Genomic DNA, 19134 nt, shown 5'->3' with positions numbered 1-19134 from the left:
AAGGTCGGCGACGACGACCTCCACACGGCGGCAGTGCCGTCACCCCCGCGTCAGCGACAGCAACTCCCGCGCCGGGCCCGTGGGCCGGTGGCCCGTCGGCCAGACCGCTCGCAGATCGCGGCGGAGTGAGACGCCCTCCACCGGGATGCTGACCAGGCGCCGCATCGCCAGTTCCTCGCCCACCGCCAGCTCGCTCAGCACCGAGGGTCCGGCTCCGCTGACCGCGGAGGCCTTGACCGCCGTGGTGGAGGACAGCTCGATCAGGGGGCGGGCGAGGCCGCCGAGGGCCGCGTCCAGGACCTGGCGGGTGCCGGAGCCGCGCTCACGGAGGATCAGGGGGGTGGCCCCCAGTTCCGCCGCCGTCACCGGGCGCCGGCGGCGGGCCCACGGATGGCCGGGCGCGGTCACGACGATCAGGCGGTCACGGGCGATGACCGTGGAGTCCAGGCCGTTCGGGACCGTCAGCCCCTCCACGAAGCCGAGGTCCGCCTCGTCGGCCAGCAGCAGCTCCGCGACCTTCGCCGAGTTGCCGGCGAGGAGGGACACCGCCGTGTCGGGCCGCCCGGCGTGCAGCGCGAGGAGCCAGCCGGGCAGCAGGTACTCGGCGATGGTCATGCTCGCCGCCACCCGCAGGCGCGAGTCCCGCCGGTCCCGCAGCGCCCGCGCACCCGCGTCGAAGGCCGCCGCCGCCTCCACGACCCGGCGGGCCCAGTCCGTCACCAGGGCGCCGGCGTCCGTGAGCCGGGAGCCGCGCGGCGAGCGGTCGACCAGGGCCACGCCCAGCTGCCGTTCCATGGAGCGGATCCGGCTGCTGGCGGCGGGCTGGGTGACGCCGACCTCGCGCGCCGCCGCGCCGAGACTGCCCAGCCGCGCCACGGCCAGCAGCAGCTCCAGCGCGGCCAGGTCGGGCACCCGATGTGCCAGTGATCCCGGGGACTTTCGCTGCCCCTCCACCTCGCTCATAAGGCCAGCTTATGCCCCCATAGAGAAGACGTCCCTGGTCAGGGCGGGACGACGGCGGGACCGTGGACCCATGGTCACCGCAGCCCCGCCCTTGCCCGCCGCCGAGGTCCACCGTGCCCCCCGGGTCCGCCACCTGGGCCCCAACTGGTACGCCGCCGTCATGGGCACCGCCATCCTGGGCTCGGCCGGCGTGGCGCTGCCCGCGCCCGTGCCCGGCCAGCGCGGTGTCTTCGCGGGAGCCTGGGCGCTGTCCCTCGTGCTGCTGGTCGCCCTGCTGGCGGCCCGGACCCTGCACTGGATCCACCACCGCGACCGGGCCCGCGCCGATCTCCTCGACCCGGCCATGGCCCCCTTCTACGGCTGCCTGTCGATGGGCCTGCTGGCGGTCGGCGGCGGCGCCCTGACGGCCGGCCGGGGGGTGCTCGGCACCGGCACGGCGGTCGACCTTGACGCCGTACTGTTCACCGCCGGTACGGTGATCGGGCTCGCGTCCGCCGTGGCCGTGCCGTACCTGATGGCCGTACGGCATCGCGTCGAGCCCGCGCAGGCGAGCCCGGTATGGCTGCTGCCCCTGGTCGCGCCCATGGTGTCGGCCGCGCTCGGTCCGCTGCTGGTGCCGCATCTGCCGGCGGGGCAGGCCCGCGAGACCCTGCTGCTGGCGTGCCTCGCGCTGTTCGGGCTGAGCCTGTTCGCGACGCTGCTGATGCTGTCGCTGGTCTTCGCCCGGCTGATCACCTCCGGCCCGCTGCCGCTCGCGCTCACCCCGACGCTGTTCCTGGTCCTCGGCCCGCTGGGGCAGTCCACCACCGCGGTCGGCAAGATCGCGGACATGGCTCCGGGTGTCGTACCGGCCCGGTACGGCCATGGTCTGGACGTCTTCGTCGTGCTGTACGGGGTGCCGGTCATGGGGTTCGCGCTGCTGTGGCTGGCGCTGGCGACCGCGCACGTGGTGCGGGCCCGCCGGCAGGGCATGGGGTTCGCGATGCCCTGGTGGGCGTTCACCTTCCCGCTGGGCACCTGTGTCACCGGCGCCATGGAGCTCGCCACCCACACCGGCCTCGTGGTCTACGACGGGCTGGCCCTCGGGCTGTACGCGCTGCTCGTCGCCGCCTGGCTGGCGGCCGCCACCGGCACCGTACGCGGCCTGCTCAGCGGCGAGCTGCTCGCAGCGCCTCGGCCAGCACCCGTGGCGCCTCGGCCAGCGAGGGGCCGTACCAGGTCAGGTGCCGCCCGCTGACCAGCGCGCAGGGCAGGCCGGGGAAGGCCTCCGGGCCGTCGTCGGCGGTGAAGCGGTAGGGCTCGTCGGGCAGGACCACCAGGTCCGGGGCCGCCTCGCGCAGCTCCTCCAGCGGGATGCGGGGGTAGCGCTCGGGGTGGCCGGCGTACAGGTGGCCGACGCCGAGCCGGGCCAGCACGTCACCGGCGAAGGTGTCCCGGCCGAGGACCATCCAGGGCCGGCGCCAGATCGGTACGACCGCCGTCGTACGGCCCTCCGGCCGCGGCGGCGCCGCCCAGGCTGCCGCCGCCTCGGCGAGCCAGCGCGGACGCTGCGGCGCACCGCACGCGGCGAGCACCCGGTCCAGCTCGGCGAAGGCCTGCGGCACGCTCCGGACCTCGGTGACCAGCACACGAAGGCCCCCTGCGCGCAGGGCGTCGAGGTCCGGGGCGCGGTTCTCCTCCTCGTTGGCGATCACCACGTCGGGGGCGAGGGCGAGAATGCGGTCGAGCTCGGGGTTCTTCGTACCGCCGATCCGGGTGACGTCCAGGTCGGCCGGGTGGGTGCACCAGTCGGTGACGCCGACGAGGGCTCCGGGGAGCGTGACGGCGACGGCTTCGGTGAGGGACGGGACCAGGGAGACGACCCGCGCCCCGAAGAGGTGCGGCACGCTCAGCGCGACCGGTCCTGGACGGCCTCGATGTGCTCGGCGACCGCCACCACGATCACCCGCGTGTCCGGCACCGTGGCCCGCCACCGGTGCCGCACCCCGCCTGTCAGGTACAGGGTGTCGCCGCGGCCGAGGCGATACGCGCGCCCTTCCGCCTCGATCTCCACCGCGCCGTCGGCGACGTACATCAGCTCGTCGTTGCGGTGCTGGAACTCTCGGCCCGGTTCGTGGTCGCCGGTGAACTCGGAGGCGTGCAGCTGGTGGTGGCCGCGGACCAGGGAGCGGGTCCGGGGCTCGGCGTCGTCCTCGGCGGCCGGGTCGGCGCGCACGACGTCCACGCTGGCCGCCGGGTCGGCCGCGGCGAGGAGTTCGACGGCCGTGGTGCGCAGGGCGTCGGCGAGCTTCTCCAGCGAGGTGCGGCTGGGGCGGGCCCGGTCGTTCTCGACCTGGCTGAGGAAGGGCACCGAGAGTCCGCTGCGCTCGGCCACGGCGGCGAGCGTCAGCTCCAGGGCACGGCGACGCCGGCGGACGGCCGCGCCCACCCGCACGGGCTGTTCTTTGTGGTCGCCCATCGCTCCGGCTCCCTCCCTCGCTCGGCGTGCCGTTGTCCGGGTGCCCGGATCGGGGATCCACCCTTCTGATGACTTCACTGCACCCTACGCACGTTCGGCAAACCGTTTCACACCTCTGTCACATCCCCGATATGCCGCCGAGCCCGCACCCTCAGGGTTCGCGCCAGTGCGACGGGGTCCGGGCCCGTCCGCCACGGGGTCACGGCCGGGGGTAACCACGCCGACCAGCAGGGCCGGGTGCCCCCTCCCACGCCCGTGATCGTAACGCTCGGCGATTGGCCGGATTCCTGCCGTACCCGAAGGGTGCGAGGGGTGGCCGCTCCAGCACACCGCGAGCACTTCTCGACCAGGCCGCCGGGGTCGTACCGCAGCCAGGTGCGGCGAAGCCCGTGCGGGCCAGGGGGTGCACGCCGTCGCACCGCCTTGACTGTCAGTGCCGTACGGCATGATGCGAACGTGACCGGACGACTCATGCTGCTCGACACCGCATCGCTGTACTTCCGCGCCTACTTCGGCGTCCCGGACTCCGTGAAGGCACCGGACGGCACGCCCGTCAACGCCGTGCGCGGGCTGCTGGACTTCATCGACCGGCTGGTCAGAGACCACCGGCCGGAACGCCTGGTGGCCTGCATGGACGCCGACTGGCGGCCGCAGTGGCGGGTGGACCTCATCCCCACCTACAAGGCGCACCGGGTGGCAAAGGAGCACGAGGGCGCGCCGGACGAGGAGGAGGTGCCGGACCCCCTCTTGCCGCAGGTGCCGGTCATCGAGGACGTGCTGGACGCGCTCGGGATCGCCCGGGTCGGCGTGGCGGGGTACGAGGCGGACGACGTGATCGGCACGTTCACCGCGCGCGCCGACGGCCCGGTCGACATCGTCACCGGCGACCGCGATCTGTACCAGCTGGTGGACGACGCCCGCGGGATCCGGGTGCTGTACCCGCTGAAGGGCGTCGGCACGCTGCAGCTGACCGACGAGGCGGCACTGCGCGAGAAGTATGGCGTCGACGGGCGGGGGTACGCGGATCTGGCGCTGCTGCGCGGCGATCCGAGCGACGGTCTGCCGGGCGTCGCCGGGGTCGGCGAGAAGACGGCCGCCAGGCTGCTCGCCGAGTTCGGCGACCTGGCCGGGATCATGGCGGCGGTCGACGACCCGAAGGCGAAGCTCACCCCGTCGCAGCGCAGGCGGCTGGACGAGGCCCGCGCGTATGTCGCGGTCGCGCCGACGGTGGTGCGGGTGGCCGACGACGTGCCGCTGCCGGACGTCGACACGACCCTGCCGCACGCCCCGCGCGACCCGGCGGCGCTGGAGGAGCTGGCCAAGCGGTGGGGGCTCGGCGGCTCCCTGCAGCGGCTGCTCACCACGCTGGCGGAGTGATCTCGACCGGAATTTTCCGGTAAAGGGCTCTCAGCCGCCACTCGAGGAAGAGGTGTTACACAGAACGAGGTGCTAACTTAGGTAAACCTAACCAACTTGCAGGAGGCCGTGATGGCAGAGCGCCCGGGACGAAAGCCGCGCAAGGCCCGCACCGCTGAGGTGGTCCGCACCGAGCGGCTGACCCCGCACATGCAGCGGGTGGTACTCGGCGGCGAGGGCCTGGCCGACTTCGCGGCGGACACCTGCACCGACCACTATGTGAAGCTGCTCTTCGGCCCCGAGGGCGTGACCTACCCGGAGCCCTTCGACCTGGAGCGGATCCGTGCCGAGTTCCCGCGGGAGCAGTGGCCGGTGACCCGGACGTACACCGTGCGCGCCTGGGATCCCGAACACCGGGAGCTGACCCTGGACTTCGTCATCCACGGCGACGAGGGCCTGGCCGGCCCGTGGGCCACCCGGGTGCAGCCGGGTGAGAGGGTGCGCTTCATGGGACCCGGCGGCGCCTACGCCCCCGACCCGGCGGCCGACTGGCATCTGCTCGCCGGTGACGAGAGCGCGCTGCCCGCGATCGCGCGGTCCCTTCAGGCGCTGCCCACCGACGCCCGCGCCCATGCCTTCGTGGAGGTGTCCGGCCCCGAGGAGGAGCAGAAGATCGACTCCGATGTGGAGGTCGTCTGGCTGCACCGAGGGGACCGGCCGGTCGGCGAGGCGCTGCTGGAGGCCGTACGAGGGTTTGAGTTCCCCGACGGCCGGGTGCAGGCGTTCGTGCACGGCGAGGCGGGCTTCGTGAAGGAGCTGCGCCGGCTGCTGCGGGTCGAGCTCGCCATCCCGCGCGAGGACCTGTCGATCTCCGGCTACTGGCGCCTGGGCCACGACGAGGACGGCTGGCAGGCCTCCAAGCGGGACTGGAACGCCCGCATCGAGGCCGAGCAGGAGAGCGGCGCCGCGGCGGCCTGAGCACGAACCCCGCTCAGGTCTCGTTGATCTTGCCGAAGGGGATGTGCACACTCGGCGTGGTCCGGGATGTGCTCTCCAGGTGGGTCACCTGGTCGTCGAAGAAGATGTGCGGATCCAGCACCCGCATGACGGCGCCCTTGTCTATGCCGCCGAGGAAGAAGGCGCCGTTGACCCGCACACCCCACTCCTTGAGGCTCCGCACGGCCCGTTCGTGCGCCGGCGCGTTGCGCGCGGTCACCAGGGAGACGTGCACCCGGCTCGTGTAGTGCGGATCGACCGCGCGCCGCTCCTCCTCCCGCCGCTGAATCCGGTTCACCCCGGCGAGGAAGTCGCGCAGCGGCCCCGGGTCGTGCGGGGTCGCCGCGTTACGGGCCTCGTACGCGCGGAACTCCTCCAGACCGTCGCACTGGTACACCTGCTCGGCGGCGTCGCCGGCGAGCACCCCGTCGAAGTCGAACGCGATCCGCAGCTCCCGGTCGGCGGGGTCGTCCGCGTACGACGATCCCAGCACATGCCCGGCCGGCAGGCCCGCGGCGACCGCCTCGCGCACGTCGTCGCCGTTCGCGGACAGGAACAGGGACATGTTCAGCGCGGTGATGAACGCGTACGGCGACCTGCCCTGCATGAACACGGCCCGGCTGATGGGCAGTTCATGGGCCTGGATCGAGCGCATGACCCTGAGGCCCGTGTCGGGGTCGTTGCGAGAGAGGATGATGACCTCGACGAGCGGGTCGCCCGGCTCGCCGAGGTCGTTCAGCGACAGCAGCCTGCGGATGAACGCGAACGCGACCCCGGGCCGGAGCGTGTCGTCGACGTTCTCCTCCTGGTAGGCGCGGTAGGCCTCCTCGCCCTGCTCGCGGAAGACCGCGTCCGACTCCCGCAGATCGAACAGGGCGCTGGAGGCGACACCGACGACGAGTCGGTTCGCGAGATCGTAGGCCGGCATGGACTACATCTTCACACCGACCGCTGGTAGGAGCGGAACGTGCGGATCGACAGCCACACCGCCACGACGGCGAGCGCGAGCAGTGCACCGCCGCGACTGAGGACCACATCCCGGTCGGGATGCTCCGACAGGGCCGAACGGCCCGCCACCATGGCCCAGTTGAGCGGGTTGAAGTCGGCGATGTCCCGCATCCAGCCCGGCATCTGCGCGGGCGCCATGAAGGCGCTGGAGAGGAAGGTCAGCGGCAGCAGCAGGAAGGTGTTGATGCCGATGATGGACTCCCGTTCGCGTACGAGCATGCCGAGCGCGTTGGACAGGGCACCGAAGACCGTGCCGAGCAGGACGGCGGCCAGCACGAGGACCGCGATACCGCCGGCACCGCCGGCGTAGTCGGCGCCGCCGAGCAGGCCCAGCAGCACGATGACCACCGACTGGAACGCCGTGACCAGGCCGTTGTTGACGACGTTGCCGTTCATCAGGGCGGCCCGGCTGACCGGGGTGGTCAGGAAGCGGTCGAGGGTGCCGCGCTGGATCTCCTCCAAGGTGCCCATGCCGGCCCACATGTTGGAGCCGAGGGCGCTCATCACCACCACGCCCGGCACCAGGTAGTCCAGGTACGAGGTGGTGCCGAAGCCGCCCAGCTCGACGACCTTCTTGAAGAGGCTGCCGAACAGGAACAGCCAGATCACCGGCTGGATCAGGGTGATGACCGCGTAGGCGGGCTGCCGGGCGAAGACGCGCAGTTGGCGCTGCGTCATGTACCAGGTCTGGGTCAGGGCGGCGCTCATCGCACACCTCCGGCGAGCACGGTCTCGGTCGCGGTCTCGGCCTCGGCGTACCGGCGGCCGGCGTGGCGGAGGTAGACGTCGTCCAGCGAGGGCCGGGCGACGGTGGCCGAGGCGACGGTGACCCCGGCCCGGTCCAGCGCGGCGAGCAGAGCGGGCACCGTGGCCGCCCCGTCGTCGGCGCGGACGCTGATCCGGCGTCCTTCGCACAGCGCCTCGTGCACCCCGGGCAGCGCGGTCAGGGCACCGGTGAGCAGGGTGCGGCCGGCCTCGCCGACCGGCTCGCCCAGCTCCAGGCGGACGGCGTCGCCGCGCAGTTCGCCCTTGAGGGCGTCCGGGGTGCCCTCGACCACGATCCGGCCGCGGTCGACGATGGCGATGCGCTCGGCGAGCCGGTCGGCCTCCTCCAGGTAGTGCGTGGTGAGCAGGATCGTCAGACCCTCCTCGCCGGCCAGCCGGCCGATCTCCTCCCACATCGCGGTGCGCGCCTCCGGGTCGAGGCCGGTGGTCGGCTCGTCGAGGAACAGCACCTCAGGCCGGTGCACCAGCCCGAGGGCCACGTCCAGGCGGCGCCGCATGCCGCCCGAGTAGCCCTTGACCGGCCGGCGGGCGGCGTCGGCGAGGGTGAACCGCTCCAGCAGCTCGTCCACCCGGCGGTTCAGCGCCGTACCGCTCAATCCGTAGAGGCGGCCCTGGAGTTGCAGGTTCTCCCGGCCGGTGGCGACCGGGTCGGCGCCGGACTGCTGGGCGACCACGCCGATCGCGCGGCGCACCCGGTCGGGGTGGCGCAGCACGTCGTGCCCGGCGACGGTGGCGGTGCCGGAGTCGGGGCGGGCCAGGGTGGTGAGGATCTTGACGGTGGTGGACTTGCCGGCGCCGTTGGGGCCGAGGAGCCCGAAGACGATGCCCGGTGCCACGGTGATGTCCATGCCGCCCAGCGCGGTAACGTCACCGGGATAGGTCTTGACCAGCTGGCGCGCCTCCACTGCGGGCGCACGGGTGTTCATGACGACTGCTCTCCTGACATGAGCGGATGACGGGCCGTCCGCCGGATGGACGGACGGTGCAAGATCCGCGTGCAGAGCGCCGGGCTATCCTGGGTGTGCCGCACCTCGATCGCCCGGAGCCGCCGCACGGCGGATCCGTTTCGGGGTTGGAGACCCCGGCGGGGCTGCTGCAACAGCCGTGCCGGGGTCGTTCTTCTCAGCTGAAGTCCGCGGGCAGCTCCCCCGTTTCATGGAAGCGCCGCCATGCCTCGACGCCCGGCAGGGAGCCCTTCCTGATCTCTTCCAGGAAGCCGCGGACCCACTGCGCCTGCGCCAGGATCATGTGCAACTGGTACTCGGTCTCGACGAGGAAGAGCCGCGGCAGCGTCTCGTACAGCTTCTCCAGCCCTCCCCGCGCACTGGCGGCCTGGACCTCCAGGGCCCTGAGCCGCTCCTCGAGCAGCCGCACCACCTCGTCGGGGTGCAGCGCGCCCATGAGGGACAGGGCGGTCTCGAAGATCGGGTACTCCTTGGCCGGGACGGCGATGAGGTCCGACAACCACTCGGTCATCTCCTCACTACCGGCCGCGGTGAGCCCGTACACCGTGCGCTCGGGGCGGTTCCCCTGCCGCTCCACGTCGGTCACCTCGACGAAGCCGTGCTTTTCGAGGTTCTGCACCACGGTGTAGAGCGAACCGTAGTTGATCTTGGTGCTCGTGTCCTTGCCCTGGCGGCGCAGGGTCTGGGCGATCTCGTACGGATGCATCGGCTTCTGCCACAGGGTCACCAGGACGGCGAGCGCCAGCGGGTTGCCGAGCCTGCGGCGCTTCCCGGGCATGACCACCACCTCGTTCTCGAATATCCGTAGCCGAACATATCGCGAATGACTCGCGACGGTCAAGAGACACGATATATCGCGTATGGATCGGCTCAGTCGCCGCGCACCCGTGCGTGCAGGTGCATGTCGTGCCAGCCGTCGGGGTGGAGAAGGGCGCTGCGCTTGGTGCCCTCGGCGGTGAATCCGGCCTTCACGGCCACACGGCAGGAGGCCTCGTTGGCGGTGGCGTGGGAGAGTTCGAGGCGGTGCAGGCCGATCTCCTCGAACGCCCAGCGGGACAGGGTGGTCGTGGCCCGGACCGCGACGCCCCGGCCCCGCGCCCGTGCCACGGTCCAGTAGGCGACCTCGGCGCAGCCGTCGCCGAGCAGGATCTCGCGCAGTGCGACCCGGCCCAGCAGTTCGCCGGTGTCCGCGTCCACCACGGCCCACTGGGCCTCGCGCTCCTCCTTCCAGGCCCTCAGCCACCGTGTGATCCACCCGGCGACCTCCGCCTCGGAGTCGGCGGACCTGATGTGCCACTGGTGCATCAAGGGGTCCTGGAAGGCGGCGTGGACGGCGGGCGCGTCCTCGGCCCGCCAGGGGCGCAGCGACAGGCCGTCGCCGGTGGGAAGGGTGGGCTGGGGGATGCTGGCGAGGGTGCCGGCCGGTACGACCGGGCTGGTGAGATACGGCATGATCCGCATCCTGCCGAGCCCCACGGCCGTCGGCCCAGCCGTTTTCCGCCTCGTACCCTTGACCTCGATGAGACGCCGTACACCTCCCCCGCCCGCCCCGCTCCCCCAGCGCGATGGTGTCGACCCCGTCCGGGTGCGGCTGCCGTACGGCGGGACATGGGCCACCGTGCGGGAGCATCTGGTGGAGCGGCTGACGGGGGCCGGGCCCGGGATGGTCGCGTCGATGTTCGACGCGGGGCTGATCGTCGGCGCCGACGGGCGGGCGGTGGCGCCGGACGCGCCGTACGAGCCGGGGATGTTCGTGTGGTTCCACCGCGCGCTGCCCGCCGAGGTGCCGGTGCCGTTCCCGGTGGGGATCGTCCACCGGGACGCGCACATCGTCGTCGCCGACAAGCCGCACTTCCTCGCCACGACCCCGCGTGGCAGCCATGTGGCCGAGACCGCGCTGGCCCGGCTGCGGCGCGAGCTGGGCATCCCGACGCTGAGCGCTGCGCACCGGCTGGACCGGCTCACGGCGGGGCTGGTGCTGTTCACCGTGCGGCCCGAGGAGCGCGGGGCGTACCAGACGCTGTTCCGGGACCGGCGGGTGCGCAAGGAGTACGAGGCGGTCGCGCCGTACGACCCCTCGCTGGTCCTGCCCCGGACCATACGCAGCCGGATCGTGAAGGAGCGCGGGGTGCAGGCGGCCCGGGAGGTCGAGGGCGAGCCGAACGCCGAGACGTACGTCGAGCTGGCCGGGCAGCGGGACGGTCTGGGCCGGTACCGGCTGGTCCCGGCGACCGGCCAGACCCATCAGCTGCGGGTCCATCTGAACACGCTCGGCGTACCCATCCTCGGCGACCCGCTGTATCCCGAGGTGACCGCCCCGGTACCGGCCGGCGACTTCCGCCGCCCCCTGCAACTGCTCGCGCGGCGGCTGGAGTTCACCGACCCGATCACCGGCACGGAGCACACGTTCGCCAGCGAACGCGAACTCGCCGCCTGGACGTCGTACGACACCTGGGCGGACGAGGAGTAGAAAGCCCCTGGCTCACGCGGGGTCCGCGTCCCCTGACAGGCGCGCTGGCTCACCGCGAAGTAACCCCGATACGGGCCGGGCACGGGGCCCCTCGCGAGGGGAGTCCCCACGCCGGTCCGGCGTGCGGACTCCGCCCGACCGGCACCCGCGCGGAAGGCGCCCCGCAATCGGAGCGTGCCCGTCCGGCTCGGCCGTAAAGTCCACTCGGCTCGAGCGGGCCCGGTCCGGGCGAGAGCTCTAGACCCAGGTCACTCGCCGTGCCACCAGTGGAGCAGGCGCTGCCAGAGGCTGCGGCGGCGGGGCGGTTCCGGTGTTGTGGGGTGGGGGGCGGGTGTTGGGGTGGTGGGGTGGGGATCGGTGGCGGGGGTTTCGTCGGGGAGCGCGGTGGTGGTCTGCCAGCCGGAGCGTTGTGGGGGGACGGCCGTGGGCCTCGGCGGGACGTTGACGTCCTGCTGGGGCTTGGGCTCGAAACGGACGGGCAGCGACACCAGGTGCCGGGAGGCGATGGACGAACGCCAGCGCAGGTCGTCCTCCGGGCAGTCCAGTTGGATGTCGGACAGCCGCATCAGCAGCGCGTCGACGCCGACGTCGGCGATGGCACGGCCGATATCCTGACCCGGGCACTCGTGCGGGCCGCCGCCGAAGGCGAGGTGGGAGCGGTTGCCCTGCATGCTCGCGGACAGGTCCGGGCGGATGCGCGGGTCGAGGTTGCCCGGTGCGGGCGCGAAGAGCAGGCCGTCGCCCTTGCGGATGCGCTGCCCGCCCAGCTCGGTGTCCTGCTTGGCGTAGTAGCCGAGGACGGTGCTGAACGGCGGCTCGTCCCACAGGGACTGCTCGATCGCCTCCGGCACGGTCATCTGCCCGCCGCTGAGCCGGGCGCGGAAGCCCGGCTCGGTGAGGACCATGCGCAGCGCGTTGGCGAGGAGGTTCGCGGTGGCCTCGTAGGCCGCGAAGAGGACGAGCCGCAGATGTTCGCGGACCTCGTCGTCGGTGAGCCCGGCCGCGTGGGTGACGAGGTGACTGGTGAAGTCCTCCTCGGGCCGGGCGCGCCGCCGGGTGGTGAGCCGGCTCAGCGCGTCCATGACGTAGGTGTGGCTCTGGATGGCGGTCTCGGTGCCCTTCAGGGCGTCCCGCGCGGCCTGCACCATCCGGTCGTTGTACTCCTCCGGCATGCCGAGGATCTCGCACATGACGGCCATCGGCAGATGGTCGGCGAACTGGGAGACCAGGTCGGCCCGGCCGCGTTCGCAGAACCTGTTCACCAGGCCCTGGGTGTGCCGGCCGATGTGCCGGCGCAGGGTGCGGTGGTCCATGGTGGACATGGCCGCGGTGACCGCCACGCGCAGCCGCTGGTGCTCGTCGCCCTCGGCGTGCGAGCAGATCGGCTGCCAGGCGATGTGCGGCATGAGCGGGTGGTCGGGTTTGACCGTGCCGTCGGACAGCGGGCTCCAGATCCGGCTGTCGCGGGTGTACACGGAGGGGCTGCGCACCAGGTGCTGGTTCTCGGCGTGCCCGAGGACCACCCACATCGGCACGTCGTCGTGCAGCAGCACCGGCGCCACGGGGCCGTACTGCTCCCGCAGCCGCTCGTAGAGGTCGCCCAGGTCCGCCGCGTCGGGGCCGTAGAGCCGGTGCAGCCCGCCGGGGCCGAGGCCGTGCGCGGGGCAGCCCGGCGGCGGGCCGGGGGTGGGGTCGGTGTCGGTCAGCCAGGAGGATTCAGACGTCACGGTGTCGCTCCGGAACGAAGGGATTGCGGGGGTGGATCGGCCCGCGGATCAGGCGAGGGCGCGGGACAGGGCGATGGAGTGCAGGAAACGCATCAAGGTCATCAGCACGTCCTTGCTGGACGCGCGGCGGCGTACGTCGCACTCCATGATCGGGATCTCCGGGGGCAGGTCGAGTGCGGTGCGCAGCTCCTCGAGGGGGTAACGGGGCGCGTCCGGGAAGGAGTTGACGGCGACGACGAAGGGCACGCCGCGTTCCTCAAGCCGGCCCATGACGTCGAAGCTGACCTCCAGCCGCCGGGTGTCGACGAGGACGACCGCGCCGAGCGCGCCCTCGAACAGCCCGTTCCACAGGAACCAGAAGCGCTCCTGGCCGGGCGTGCCGAAGAGATAGAGCACCAGCTTGTCGGAGACGCTGATGCGGCCGAAGTCCATGGCCACGGTGGTGGCCGTCTTGGTTTCGGAGCCGTAGTTGTCGTCCACGCCGATGCCGGCCTGGGTCATGGTCTCCTCGGTGGTCAGCGGTCTGATGTCGCTGACGGAACCGACCATCGTCGTCTTGCCGACACCGAAACCGCCCACGATCACGATCTTCACCGCGGTCTCGGCCGTGTGCGGCAGATGATCCTGGGTGCGTGGGCCGGGGATGGTGTCAGAGCCGTTGAAGTCCATGCATCACCGCTTCGAGGAGTGAACGGTCGGGCACCGCACGTCGGACGACCGGGGCACGCACCTGGACCAGTTCGGCCGTGATCAGCTCGGTGATCAGGACGGTCATCGCGCTGAACGGCAGGTTCAGATAGGCCGAGAGCTCGGCCACGGACAGGGGGTTGGTACACAGCCGCAGGACCGCGGCCTGCTCGGGGACGGCCGCCGTCTGGAGCGCGTCGCGCGCCACGATCAACGTCACGAGGTCGAGTTCGGCGCGTGCGCCGTCCTCGGATCCGGCGACCGCGTAGAGCCGTTCGGGGTTCTTCGGCTCGGCCTCGCCGTCCGCCGTCTCGCTCCTGGGCGGGGACGGCGGCGGGGGCGGCAGGGGTTTCGGCTCGCGCCGTTTGCGTCGTGGAGGAGTCATACGGTCTGCCCGTTCCGCCGGGGCGGACTGGTGAGGTGGGCGCCGATCCGGACGACGAGGTCGCGCATCATGCCGCTCATCCGGCCGGGCTCGCAGGTGACGTCGGCGAGTACGGCGAGGTAGGCGTTGTCGCCGGCGCTCATGAGGTAGAAGTAGCCGCCCTCGATCTCGATGACGAGGACCTGCATGTCACCGGCGCCGGGGAGCTCCTGGATGATGGCGCCGGCCAGGCTCTGCATGCCCGCGCAGGCGGCGGCCACGCGGTCGGCGGCGTCGGGGTCGCCGCCGTAGCGGGCGATGCGCAGTCCGTCGGCGGAGAGGACCACGATCATCTCGATGCCCGGCACGCCGTCATTGAGCTGCTTGAGCATCCAGTCGATGTTGCCTCGCTGCTGGATCACTTGGGGTCCCTCTCGTCGTCGGCCTGTGGGGCGCCCTCGACGGGCTCGTCCGCGTAGTCGTTGAGCAGGTGCAGGTACTTTTCCGGATGGCGTGTGAAGTCGGTCAGTTCGGGCCCGGTGGCGCCCTCGGGCATGCCCTTGCGCAGGCCGTTCCAGAAGTCCTCGATCCCCTGGCCGATCGGACGCTCCCTGAGCTTCTTGATCTCGGGGTCGATCTCCGGCTCCGGCTCGGCCTTGGGCTGGGACCAGATGCTGGGCCTGCCCTCGCGCTCGGCCTGCTCGACCTCCGCGCTCTCGGCGAAACGCTGGCTGATCGGGGTCTTCATCCGGCTGCGGCGCTGCGGCAGTCCGCCCGCAGTCCACTCGGTGACCACGGGGACGTCGTCCTCCATGGAGATCCCGGCGGGGATCTTGGGGCTGGTGGGACGGCGGCGCTTGGGCGGGCGCTTGGGGCCCTCGACGGCGCCCAGCTCGGGCATCGGGGTGCCGGTGGCGCCGATGCCGTGGGCGGCGCCCACGCCGGGCTCGGTGGTCGTCATGACGCGCGGCACGATGAGGATGGCGCGGCAGCCACCGTAGGCGGAGGCACGCAGCGAGACCTCCATGTCGAACATCCGGCACAGCCGGCCCACGACGGCGAGGCCGAGGCGCGGGTTCTCGCCGAGGTTGTGCGCGTCGTCGAGGTTCTTGGCGTCCTCGATCATCTTCTCGATGCGGGCGCGGGACTCCTCGGTGAGGCTGACGCCGGCGTCCTCGATCTCGATGGCGATACCGGTCTGCACCTCGGTGGCGGTGACGTGCACCTTGGCCGTGGGCGGCGAATAGCGGGTGGCGTTGTCGAAGAGTTCCGCGGCGGCGTGGATGACCGGCTCGACGGAGGTGCCCTTGATGTTGATGTTGACGATGGAGTTCAGCTGGATACGGCGGTACTCCAGGATGCGCGACATGGCGCCGCGCAGCGTGCTGTAGAGGGAGACCGGCAGGGGCCACTGGCGGCCGGGACGTCCGCCACCGAGGACGGAGATGGTGTCGGCGAAACGGCCGATCAGCGAGGTGCCGTGGTCGATGCGCAGCAGGTCGTCGAAGACCTCGGGGTTGCGGCCGTGGTCCTCCTCCATCTCCCGCAGTTCGTTGGACTGCTGGTGGACGATGGCCTGGACGCGGCGGGCGATGCTCACATAGGAGCGCTCGGTGGCGTCGCGCATCGAGATCTCGCGGTCGGCGCCGCGCATCGCGGCGCGGAACAGCTCGCGGTAGGGGTCGGGCAGGGCGCGCAGTTCGGGGTCGACGTCGTAGCCGTTGACCATCACGTCGCGCAGTGGTTCTCCGGCGCGCAGCCGCAGCAGGCCGTGGGGGACGACGTCGGTGGCGAAGCGGTCGATCAGCTCGTCGTGGGCGGCGAGCCGGTGCTCCAGATACGCGCTGTGACGGGCGTGCTCGGCGTGCTGCTCGCGGAGCCTGCGGCCACGGCGGGCGGCCTCCGCGCCCGTGGCGAGGACCAGCAGCAGGGCCAGTGCCCCGACCGCGCCGACGGCGATCCGGGCCGACGCCGGCACCAGGGCGACGCCGGCCCCGGTCGCGGCGGCCATCAATATGGCCGGCGGCAACAGCACGCGCGCATAGGGACGTTCACGGCCGCCGCGAGGCTTCTGAACACTCACCATGGATGCCTTCTGAGACGAATCGGCTGGGTGTCGGGAGAGCTTTTTGGGGGAAGGTTCATGGAACTGTGGGGATCTATCGCATGTTTGGGAACAGGCGCACGAATTGCCTCAACTCGGTGCGCCGCGGGCGAGCTTAGTCCGACCGGATCATCGCCGTGTCATATTCGGCAAGCACCTGAAATCGCCCCCGCCGCAGGAGTACGCTCAGCCCATTTATACGCTCAGCTGCTAATCGAACACGTTTGGTTACCAGGTATGGACGTGCGAAAGTGACTCACCGTGATAAGTGAAAGGGGGGCCGAAACGGCCCCCACTGGCACCGGGCAGGTGCAGGTCACCCCACCGAGGAGTAGGCGACAACTCCCCGCAGCAACTGGTCCACAGCCTTGCGCGCGGCCTTGGCCACGGTCGATCCCTCGGCCGGCGCCGCAGCCGAGATCTGCCCCAGAACGTCGATCACCTGCTTGCACCACCGCACGAAGTCGCCCGCGGGCATGTCCGCTTCGAGCAGCACCTCGTCGAGCGCCTTGCCGGAGGCCCACATGTACGCGGCCCAGGCGAAGCCGAGATCCGGTTCGCGCTGTCCGACACCCTCGGTCTGGTTGATCCGGAAGTCCTCCTCCAGAGCGTCCAGGCGGCCCCAGATCCGGACCATCTCACCGAGGGCGGCCTTCCCCTTGCCCGAGGGCAGCTTGGGTGCCATCGCGTCGTCGCCGACCCGTGCCTCGTACACCAACGCCGAGACGCAGGCGGCGAGTTCGGCCGGGCTGAGGTCCTCCCAGACCCGCTCGCGCAGGCATTCGCTGGCCAGCAGGTCGAGTTCGCCGTAGAGCCGGGCGAGTCGCTTGCCGTGCTCGGTGACCTCGTCGCCGCGCAGATAGTCCAGCTCGGTCAGCAGGGCCACGATCCGGTCGAAGGTGCGCGCGATGGTGTTCGTACGGCCCTCGATGCGGCGCTCCAGTTGCGAGGTGTCGCGCAGCAGCCGGTGGTAGCGCTCGGCCCAACGGGCGTGGTCCTCACGGTCGTTGCAGCCATGACAGGGATGTGCCCGGATCGCCGTGCGCAGCCGCGCGATCTCGCGGTCGTCGGCGGCCTGCGAGCGCTTCTTGCGGGCCCGCTCCGGCGGGATGTGCCCGGCCTTGCTGCGCAGCGCGGAGGCCAGGTCGCGGCGGGACTGCGGCGAGCGCGGGTTGAAGGACTTCGGGATCCGCATCCGGTCCAGCGGCTCGACCGGCACCGGGAAGTCCATCGACGCCAGCCGCTTGACCTGCCGCTCGGCGGTCAGCACCAGCGGGCGCGGGCCGTCGTGGTGGTCGAAGCCGCGGTGGCCGTTGGAGCGGCCCGCGGGCAGGCCGGGGTCCAGCACCAGGGCCAGACCGGCGTACTTGCCCGTGGGGACGTGGATGACGTCGCCCGGCTTCAGCCTCTCCAGGGCGACGGCCGCCTCGGCGCGCCGCTGGTCGGCGCCCTGCCGGGCCAGCTCGGTCTCGCGGTCCTTCAGTTCACGCCGCAGCCGCGCGTACTCCTCGAAGTCGCCGAGGTGGCAGGTCATGGAGGTCTTGTAGCCGGCCAGGCCCTCCTCGTTGCGCTGCACCTGGCGGGAGATGCCGACGACCGACTTGTCCGCCTGGAACTGCGCGAAGGAGGTCTCCAGCAGCTCGCGCGAGCGGTGCCGGCCGAACTGCTCGACCAGGTTGACCGCCATGTTGTACGACGGCTTGAAGCTGGAACGCAGCGGGTACGTACGGGTGCCCGCGAGACCGGCGAGGTGCTCGGGGCTCATGCCGCGCTGCCACAGCACGACCGCGTGGCCCTCGATGTCGATGCCGCGGCGGCCCGCACGGCCGGTCAGCTGGGTGTACTCGCCGGGCGTGATGTCGGCGTGCTGCTCGCCGTTCCACTTGACGAGCTTCTCCAGCACCACCGAGCGGGCGGGCATGTTGATGCCGAGGGCGAGGGTCTCGGTGGCGAACACCGCCTTGACCAGACCGCGTACGAACAGCTCCTCCACGACCTCCTTGAAGGTCGGCAGCATGCCCGCGTGGTGGGCGGCGATACCGCGCTCCAGGCCCTCCAGCCATTCGTAGTAGCCGAGAACGTGCAGGTCCTCGGGCGCTATGTGGGCGGTGCGCTCCTCGACCAGCGCACGGACCCGTTCCCGCGCCTCCTCGTCGTTGAGCCTCAGGCCCGCGTACAGGCACTGCTGGACGGCGGCCTCGCAGGCGGCGCGGCTGAAGATGAACGTGATGGCCGGGAGCAGGCCCTCGGAGTCGAGGCGCTCGATGACCTCGGGCCGGCCCGGCGTCCACACGCGCGAGCGCTGTCTGCGCTCGCGCTCCCGGTCGGCCTCGCGCATCGCCCGGCCGCGCCGGCGGTCCTGGTACGACGGTCTGGTGGCCTCCATACGGGCCAGGCGGGCGAGGTCGGGGTTGACGGCCTTCTTGTGGCCCTCGCCCTCCTCGAACAGGTCGTACATCCGGCGCCCGGCGAGGACGTGCTGGAACAGCGGCACGGGCCGGTGCTCGGAGACGATCACCTCGGTGTCGCCACGGACGGTGTCCAGCCAGTCACCGAACTCCTCGGCGTTGGACACGGTCGCCGACAGCGACACCAGGGTCACCGACTCGGGCAGGTGGATGATCACCTCTTCCCAGACGGCGCCGCGGAAGCGGTCGGAGAGGTAGTGCACCTCGTCCATGACGACGTAGCCGAGGCCGAGGAGGGTCTGGGAGCCGGCGTAGAGCATGTTCCGCAGGACCTCGGTGGTCATCACGACCACGGGGGCGTCGGAGTTCACGCTGTTGTCGCCGGTGAGCAGACCGACCTTGCCGGTGCCGTAGCGGCGGCACAGGTCGGCGTACTTCTGGTTCGACAGCGCCTTGATGGGTGTCGTGTAGAAGCACTTCTTGCCCTGCTGGAGGGCGAGGTGGACGGCGAACTCGCCCACGATCGTCTTGCCCGAGCCGGTGGGGGCGGCCACCAGCACGCCCTTCCCTCCCTCGAGCGCCTCGCAGGCCTCGATCTGGAAGGGGTCGAGGCCGAAGTCGTACATCTCGCGGAAGGACGCGAGCGCGGTGGCCTGCTCGGCTGCCCGCCTGCGGGCTGCCGCGTACCGCTCGGCCGGTGAGAGGTCCTCTGTCATCGTGCTTTCGAGCGTACCGGGCCCCACTGACAACCGGACGATCATTATCCCGATCGTGCACTTCGACATGGCACTGCCCCCGTCCACCTGGGCGGGGGCAGTGTGCGTGATGTGGTGCGGGCGCGG

General features: G+C 71.7%; 18 protein-coding genes. 4 read left to right on the top strand and 14 right to left on the bottom strand.

The window, feature by feature from the left end; all coding sequences use genetic code 11:
• Positions 1 to 39: 39 nt before the first annotated feature.
• Positions 40 to 963 carry a LysR family transcriptional regulator gene (locus BFF78_RS33460; protein ID WP_069781864.1) on the bottom strand — a complete coding sequence of 308 codons (924 nt, stop codon included), beginning with the start codon at positions 961 to 963 and terminating at the stop codon, positions 40 to 42.
• 70 nt (positions 964 to 1033) lie between these two features.
• On the opposite strand from BFF78_RS33460, the gene BFF78_RS33455 reads away from it, so the two are divergent.
• Positions 1034 to 2200 carry a TDT family transporter gene (locus BFF78_RS33455; RefSeq protein WP_069781863.1) on the top strand — a complete coding sequence of 389 codons (1167 nt, stop codon included), beginning with the start codon at positions 1034 to 1036 and terminating at the stop codon, positions 2198 to 2200.
• Here the strand turns inward: BFF78_RS33455 and BFF78_RS33450 are convergent.
• Positions 2112 to 2849: a helical backbone metal receptor gene (locus BFF78_RS33450; RefSeq protein WP_069781862.1), complete on the bottom strand. Its 738-nt coding sequence runs from the start codon at positions 2847 to 2849 to the stop codon at positions 2112 to 2114. The two genes, BFF78_RS33455 and BFF78_RS33450, sit on opposite strands and share 89 nt — an antisense overlap.
• A 2-nt stretch (positions 2850 to 2851) precedes the next feature.
• Positions 2852 to 3421 carry a helix-turn-helix domain-containing protein gene (locus BFF78_RS33445; protein WP_069781861.1) on the bottom strand — a complete coding sequence of 190 codons (570 nt, stop codon included), beginning with the start codon at positions 3419 to 3421 and terminating at the stop codon, positions 2852 to 2854.
• Positions 3422 to 3877: 456 nt separating this feature from the next.
• Between BFF78_RS33445 and BFF78_RS33440 the strand changes: the two genes are divergently transcribed.
• Together BFF78_RS33440 and BFF78_RS33435 are read left to right on the top strand one after the other, a co-directional pair.
• Complete coding sequence (locus tag BFF78_RS33440; protein WP_069781860.1) at positions 3878 to 4798, top strand: 5'-3' exonuclease; 921 nt, start codon at positions 3878 to 3880, stop codon at positions 4796 to 4798.
• A 111-nt stretch (positions 4799 to 4909) separates the two neighbouring features.
• Positions 4910 to 5755, top strand: coding sequence for a siderophore-interacting protein (locus BFF78_RS33435; protein ID WP_069781859.1), 846 nt, complete (start codon positions 4910 to 4912; stop codon positions 5753 to 5755).
• 13 nt (positions 5756 to 5768) lie between these two features.
• Here BFF78_RS33435 and BFF78_RS33430 read toward each other — a convergent pair whose 3' ends face one another.
• From BFF78_RS33430 to BFF78_RS33410, 5 genes are all read right to left on the bottom strand, one after another.
• Positions 5769 to 6701 (bottom strand): 5'-nucleotidase, encoded by a 933-nt coding sequence (locus BFF78_RS33430; RefSeq protein ID WP_069781858.1) that lies wholly within the window; start codon positions 6699 to 6701, stop codon positions 5769 to 5771.
• 11 nt (positions 6702 to 6712) lie between these two features.
• Entirely contained in the window at positions 6713 to 7489 is a 777-nt protein-coding gene (locus BFF78_RS33425; RefSeq protein ID WP_069781857.1) for an ABC transporter permease, read from the bottom strand.
• Positions 7486 to 8493, bottom strand: coding sequence for an ATP-binding cassette domain-containing protein (locus tag BFF78_RS33420; RefSeq protein WP_069781856.1), 1008 nt, complete (start codon positions 8491 to 8493; stop codon positions 7486 to 7488). Before BFF78_RS33420 ends, BFF78_RS33425 begins: the two co-directional genes overlap by 4 nt.
• A gap of 196 nt (positions 8494 to 8689) precedes the next feature.
• Positions 8690 to 9310 carry a PadR family transcriptional regulator gene (locus BFF78_RS33415; RefSeq protein WP_069781855.1) on the bottom strand — a complete coding sequence of 207 codons (621 nt, stop codon included), beginning with the start codon at positions 9308 to 9310 and terminating at the stop codon, positions 8690 to 8692.
• A 92-nt stretch (positions 9311 to 9402) separates the two neighbouring features.
• A complete protein-coding gene (locus BFF78_RS33410) occupies positions 9403 to 9984 on the bottom strand; it encodes a GNAT family N-acetyltransferase (RefSeq protein WP_069781854.1) in 582 nt (193 codons plus the stop codon).
• A 67-nt stretch (positions 9985 to 10051) separates the two neighbouring features.
• On the opposite strand from BFF78_RS33410, the gene BFF78_RS33405 reads away from it, so the two are divergent.
• Positions 10052 to 11002: an RluA family pseudouridine synthase gene (locus BFF78_RS33405; RefSeq protein ID WP_069783963.1), complete on the top strand. Its 951-nt coding sequence runs from the start codon at positions 10052 to 10054 to the stop codon at positions 11000 to 11002.
• Positions 11003 to 11250: 248 nt separating this feature from the next.
• On the opposite strand, the gene BFF78_RS33400 is transcribed toward BFF78_RS33405, so the two are convergent.
• From BFF78_RS33400 to BFF78_RS33375, 6 genes are all read right to left on the bottom strand, one after another.
• Positions 11251 to 12729 carry a cytochrome P450 gene (locus BFF78_RS33400; RefSeq protein ID WP_069781853.1) on the bottom strand — a complete coding sequence of 493 codons (1479 nt, stop codon included), beginning with the start codon at positions 12727 to 12729 and terminating at the stop codon, positions 11251 to 11253.
• 48 nt (positions 12730 to 12777) lie between these two features.
• On the bottom strand, positions 12778 to 13398 hold the full coding sequence (locus BFF78_RS33395; protein WP_069781852.1) for a GTP-binding protein: 621 nt from the start codon (positions 13396 to 13398) through the stop codon (positions 12778 to 12780).
• The gene (locus tag BFF78_RS33390) at positions 13379 to 13801 is read right to left on the bottom strand and encodes a DUF742 domain-containing protein (RefSeq protein ID WP_069781851.1); all 423 of its coding nucleotides are present in this window, start codon (positions 13799 to 13801) and stop codon (positions 13379 to 13381) included. Before BFF78_RS33390 ends, BFF78_RS33395 begins: the two co-directional genes overlap by 20 nt.
• Positions 13798 to 14202: a roadblock/LC7 domain-containing protein gene (locus tag BFF78_RS33385; protein WP_069781850.1), complete on the bottom strand. Its 405-nt coding sequence runs from the start codon at positions 14200 to 14202 to the stop codon at positions 13798 to 13800. Before BFF78_RS33385 ends, BFF78_RS33390 begins: the two co-directional genes overlap by 4 nt.
• The gene (locus BFF78_RS33380; RefSeq protein WP_227025978.1) at positions 14199 to 15866 is read right to left on the bottom strand and encodes an ATP-binding protein; all 1668 of its coding nucleotides are present in this window, start codon (positions 15864 to 15866) and stop codon (positions 14199 to 14201) included. The genes BFF78_RS33385 and BFF78_RS33380 overlap by 4 nt, the downstream gene beginning before the upstream one ends.
• Positions 15867 to 16200: 334 nt before the next feature.
• Positions 16201 to 19053 carry a DEAD/DEAH box helicase gene (locus BFF78_RS33375; RefSeq protein ID WP_069781849.1) on the bottom strand — a complete coding sequence of 951 codons (2853 nt, stop codon included), beginning with the start codon at positions 19051 to 19053 and terminating at the stop codon, positions 16201 to 16203.
• Between the last annotated feature and the right edge of the window lie 81 nt (positions 19054 to 19134).

Source organism: Streptomyces fodineus, assembly GCF_001735805.1.
Lineage (GTDB): Bacteria > Actinomycetota > Actinomycetes > Streptomycetales > Streptomycetaceae > Streptomyces > Streptomyces fodineus.
This window is presented reverse-complemented; position numbering and strand designations above follow the sequence as displayed.